At 38.5% G+C, this 4,415-nt stretch carries 6 protein-coding genes; 2 read left to right on the forward strand and 4 right to left on the reverse strand.

Annotated elements, in window-relative coordinates:
• Positions 1-112: 112 nt before the first annotated feature.
• From zupT to dnaJ, 4 genes are all read right to left on the reverse strand, one after another.
• The gene (gene zupT, locus WBM70_RS02320) at positions 113-949 is read right to left on the reverse strand and encodes a zinc transporter ZupT (RefSeq protein WP_424556904.1); all 837 of its coding nucleotides are present in this window, start codon (positions 947-949) and stop codon (positions 113-115) included.
• Positions 950-1,068: 119 nt separating this feature from the next.
• Entirely contained in the window at positions 1,069-1,716 is a 648-nt protein-coding gene (locus WBM70_RS02325) for a ferritin family protein (RefSeq protein ID WP_424556905.1), read from the reverse strand.
• An 11-nt stretch (positions 1,717-1,727) separates the two neighbouring features.
• Complete coding sequence (locus tag WBM70_RS02330) at positions 1,728-2,243, reverse strand: ferritin-like domain-containing protein (RefSeq protein WP_424556906.1); 516 nt, start codon at positions 2,241-2,243, stop codon at positions 1,728-1,730.
• 203 nt (positions 2,244-2,446) lie between these two features.
• Positions 2,447-3,586 carry a molecular chaperone DnaJ gene (gene dnaJ, locus WBM70_RS02335; protein ID WP_424556907.1) on the reverse strand — a complete coding sequence of 380 codons (1,140 nt, stop codon included), beginning with the start codon at positions 3,584-3,586 and terminating at the stop codon, positions 2,447-2,449.
• Between the two features lie 101 nt (positions 3,587-3,687).
• Here dnaJ and WBM70_RS02340 point away from each other — a divergent pair, with 101 nt between their 5' ends.
• Both WBM70_RS02340 and WBM70_RS02345 read left to right on the forward strand, forming a co-directional pair.
• Positions 3,688-3,981 (forward strand): Dabb family protein, encoded by a 294-nt coding sequence (locus WBM70_RS02340; RefSeq protein WP_424556908.1) that lies wholly within the window; start codon positions 3,688-3,690, stop codon positions 3,979-3,981.
• A partial coding sequence (locus WBM70_RS02345) for a recombination mediator RecR (protein ID WP_424556909.1) occupies positions 3,982-4,415 on the forward strand: 434 nt, incomplete at its 3' end.

Below are 4,415 nucleotides of genomic sequence, written 5' to 3' on the forward strand. Positions count from 1 at the left end.
GAATTATTTACAAAGTGGAGATGAAGTTTATGTTATCGCATATGACTATCGCAGTGAAGTCTCTAGTATCGAATCCTCTGATTCTAAGGTCGTATTACATCAAATAGTAACGTCATAGTTTAAAAAGAATTAAGCTTATAGACATAATGAGCATACCTATTACCAGTCCAAAGATAGTAGTATGGTCGTTGCCATAGACTCTTGCCGCCGGAAGTAGCTCATCAAATGAGATATAGACCATAATACCTGCAACTACACCAAATGTGATCCCCAATGTCAATTCTCCCATGATCGGTGCCAATATGAGAAATCCGATGATCGCTCCTATGGGTTCAGCTAAGCCAGAAAAAAGAGCATACAGAAACGCTTTTCTACGACTCCCTGTTGCATGATATACAGGAAGTGCCACGGCAAGTCCTTCTGGAATATTGTGGATCGCGATCGCCATTGCAATGGCGATCCCTGTGGTCATATTATCTAATGCTGAGATAAAGGTGGCAAAACCCTCGGGAAAATTGTGTAGAGCAATGGCTATAGCTGTAAAAAGACCTACACGTGATAGTGGTGCTCTATGTTTACGTAGAGATTCGGTATCATTTTTATCTATAGCGTTTTCAACATCAAGTGAATGGTGAGGGTTGATATTGTCAGGTATTGATTGATCGATGATAAATGAGATAGCAATACCGACAAAAAAAGCAACAAGACCCAAGCTTTCACCTATGATCTCTCCAAATTCTAAAGTAAAGGCATCTTGAGATTTAACAAGAATCTCTACAAATGAGACATAGATCATGACCCCTGCAGAAAATCCTAGTCCGATGGATAAGAATTTTGTATTTTTTGTACCGCCCCAAAAAGCGATGATGGCACCTAGAACAGTAGAAAGTCCAGCAAATAATGTTAACAAGAACGCAGGTAACATCTCAGTCATGGTAAATACTTGCATCTACCCACTCCATGGTTAATTAAATAGCTACCTTGTAATCGACTAAGTTAATAGCTTTATATATTACAAGGTATGTACGCCTTAGAAGAAGTTATATCATAACACTTCTTCTCAATGGTTTAGTAAAGATGCTCACGTTTGAAATACTCTTGTCCTACTTTACATAATGGACATGCTTTTGGTGCTTTTTTACCTCTGTGTACATGACCGCAAACCTCACAGACCCAGTACTCTTCATCTTCACTCTCAAAGAACCCATCATCAATCATCGCTTGTTTAAGCGCTTCATATTCTCTTTCATGTTCTACTTCTACTTTGGCAATGGCATTAAAAAGACGTGCCATCTCTTTATGCCCTTCTTCTACAGCTATAGCAGCGAAGTTAGGGTACATTTCCGTATGTTCATAGTTTTCACCTTCCATACCTGTTTCAAGGTTTTTTAATGTACCTTCAAGTTCTTCTCCATCTACCATTTTGTGATACGCTTTATATTCTGCTCTAGCATGCCACATTTCATTAATAGCTGCTTCTCTGAAGTGACGGGAGATAGCGTGCCAACCTTCTTCTGCAGCAATATCGGCAAAAAGATCATATTTGTTTCTTGCCATACTCTCACCAGCAAATGATTTCATAAGATTTACAGCTGTAAGATTTTCAGTTGTACATACCATTTCTTCTCCACAGCAAGTAAGTTTTCCTCCACCTACTTCCTGTACTTCTATCTCATTTCCACATTTGTCGCATTTATATGTTTCGTACTGTCTCATTCTTTTTTTCCTTAGTTTATATTTTTCTTGATATCTGCAATAAATTCAGTGATATCATCATGAAGTGCCTGGAGATCCTCTTCGTGCTCTACTTCATCCGCCAATATTTCTGATACGATGTCATAGGTAACGATATCTTTGTTACGTGTCATATCTGCCAATTGCGAATAGACAGAGATAGCACACTGCTCACCTTTGATAGAGTCTTCAAGTATACTGACAACATCAAAATCTTTTGGTTCTTCATACCCACAATTTGTGTGGGTAAACCACTCTTGTGGATGGAGTAGAGGTGTTCCTCCTAGCTGGAGGATCCTATCTGCTACCATGTTTGCATGTCTCAGTTCATCGGCGGCATGTTGTGTGAGTTCTGCTATGGCAGCATCTTTCATGATACCCTTGATGACTTTTGCTTCTATAAAGTATTGATAATAGGCTAACCATTCATCCGCATATGCTTTATTTAGTACAGTAATGATCTCACTGATCTCTACACCCTTGATAATTGAATTACCTTTTCTTGCCATGATATACCCTTTCGCTTTTCTAACTAAAATAAAGGAAAATTTTTTTCCTTTTAGAGTATAACGATTTTAAACTTAAAGGAAAATAATTATCGTTTAGAAATAGAATTAGATGAATTCTGATTAATAATTAAAGATATGTAGATATAAATAAAAAGGGTATAAGAGGATTGGGCAGCCTTAAAAGTACTGCCCAGTGAGAAAATTTAGTTTTTGAACCAGTTTTTAACTCTGTCAAATGCAGAATCAAAAGTACTTTTATGTGGACGGCTCTCTACACCGTAACTCTCTTGGAGTTTTTCGAGTAGTTCTTTTTGTTCATCGCTGATCTTCTTAGGAAGTATCATACGGACTTGAGCGATGAGACGGCCTTTTCTTCCACCATGTACATCGGCCACACCTTCCCCATCAAAGACGAACTGTTCTTTATCTTTTGTACTCTGTTTAAGTTCAAGTTCCAATTCACCATCAAGTGCAGGGATAGTGATGGTTTCTCCGAGTACAGCCTGAGTAAAGAACACTGGTACTTCTATGTAAATATCATTTCCGTTACGTATGAAGTTCTCATCCTCTTCTACATGGAAAGTAAGGTAGAGGTCACCACGTTGCCCATTTTTAGCTTCGTTACCGTAACCTTGTGCTCTAAGACGGTTACCTGAGTCCACTCCAGCAGGTATATTTACGGTCACAGTATCCTCTTCTTCATGATACCCTTTACCATGACAGCTTCCACACTCTTCTTTAATGCTTTGACCTTGACCATGACATTTTGGACACGTTTGTGCAAACTGCATAGGTCCTTGTCTCATCAGTACTTGACCTTGACCTTGACAGTAGTCACATGTCTCTAGTTTGGCATCTTTGGCACCTGTACCTTCACAATCACCACAAGGTGTTTTGTAGCGAATGTCTATTTTCTTTTCGCAACCGAAAACAGCTTCATGAAATTCTAATGGAAGTTCTATCTCAAAGTCCAAAGCATACTTTTGGCCCGGATCTCTGCGTGTACGGCCAAATCCACCGCCAAATCCTCCGCCAGAACCGCCAAACATAGAGTTGAAGATATCCATGAAATCATCCATGTTTCCACCGCCAAATCCACCGCCCATGCCGCCTTGTCCCTCAAGACCGGCTTTACCGTAACGGTCATAGATAGATCTTTTTTCTTCATCACTGAGTACCTGATAAGCTTCATTAACGACTTTGAACTGCTCTTCTGCTTCTTTGTCATCAGGGTTTCTATCGGGATGAAACTTCATTGCAAGTTTTCTGTATGACTTTTTAAGTTCTGCACCTGAACAGTCTTTACTTACTTCAAGTACTTCATAATAATCTAATTCTGTCATTGATATTGCTCCATAGTTTATTCATCATATTTTTGGGAATAATTTTGGCGAATTCTACCATAATTTAGTTATAATCACAAAAACAGTTTTAAAGGTCCAGTATGCTCGTACATATCGTCATGTTTAAGTTTAAAGAAGAAAACAAAAAAGCCAATATTATTCAAGCGAAACAAATGTTAGAAAATCTTATGGGTGCGGTTCCTAGTTTAAGAAGTATGGATGTAGGTATTAATTTTATTAAAGCTGACAGGGCAATGGATCTGAGTATTATTGCTGTATTTGAAAGTCAAGAAGGACTTGATGCCTATGATATCCATCCAGAGCATCAAAAAGTGGTCACTTTTATTAAGTCAGTGGTTGAATACTCTAAAGCAACAGATTATTTAAGAGATTAAATGAAAAATTACAAGATTGAGGCATTTGAGAATTTGGTGGAGGCCTTTGGTTCTTTACCCTCTATCGGTAAAAAAACAGCGATACGTTTAGCCTATCATGCTGTAATGGAAGATGGATTTGGAGCAATGAAACTGGCTCATGCATTGGAGACAGGGGTAAATACCATTCAAAAATGCAGTAAATGCCACAACATGAGTCAAGATGAACTATGTACCATCTGCTCTGATCCTTACCGAGATAATACAAAACTTTGTATCGTGCAGAGTGCTAAAGACATCTTGACCATAGAAGAGAGTGGACAGTTTGATGGTGTCTACTATGTAGTGACAGAAGTACGTGATCTCGATGAAGCTCATTTGTTTTATGCAGTAGAGGGAGTATCTGAAATGATTTTCGCTTTTCCTCCAAGTATTGCTACAGATACCATGATACT

It is taken from the genome of Sulfurovum sp. (assembly GCF_049668085.1).
Lineage (GTDB): Bacteria > Campylobacterota > Campylobacteria > Campylobacterales > Sulfurovaceae > Sulfurovum.